The organism is Mesorhizobium sp. M00.F.Ca.ET.216.01.1.1, from assembly GCF_004010325.2.
GTDB lineage: Bacteria > Pseudomonadota > Alphaproteobacteria > Rhizobiales > Rhizobiaceae > Mesorhizobium.
On sequence record NZ_SADR02000619.1, the window covers coordinates 1 to 279 of the forward strand.

Consider the following 279-nt stretch of genomic DNA (forward strand, 5'->3'; position numbering starts at 1 on the left):
GGCGGCGGCGCGCCGCGCGGCCGCTCGCGCGGGCGCTGATCGCAAGCACGGCGCCGTGCACTGCACTGTGCAGCTTTGCATACGCCGCGCTGCGGTGGCCGCGGCTACGCCGTCAACCGAATTGGCGCTGCGCTCGCGGGCGCATTCGCGCGTTGCTGAGCGCCTGCTGACGCCGCGTTTGAAACGCGGCGTCCGCGCATCTGGGGCCCGATTGCACGGCGTCGTCTTGTAAAGTCCGCAAATGCCGCCATATCGTTCACAGATCGCCATGAAAACAGG

Annotated in this window: 1 protein-coding gene; it reads left to right on the plus strand. The window is 68.8% G+C overall.

Annotated elements, in window-relative coordinates:
• Window positions 1–232: hypothetical protein (locus tag EN859_RS38960; RefSeq protein WP_210237792.1), on the plus strand; the 232-nt coding region annotated here is incomplete at its 5' end.
• Between the last annotated feature and the right edge of the window lie 47 nt (window positions 233–279).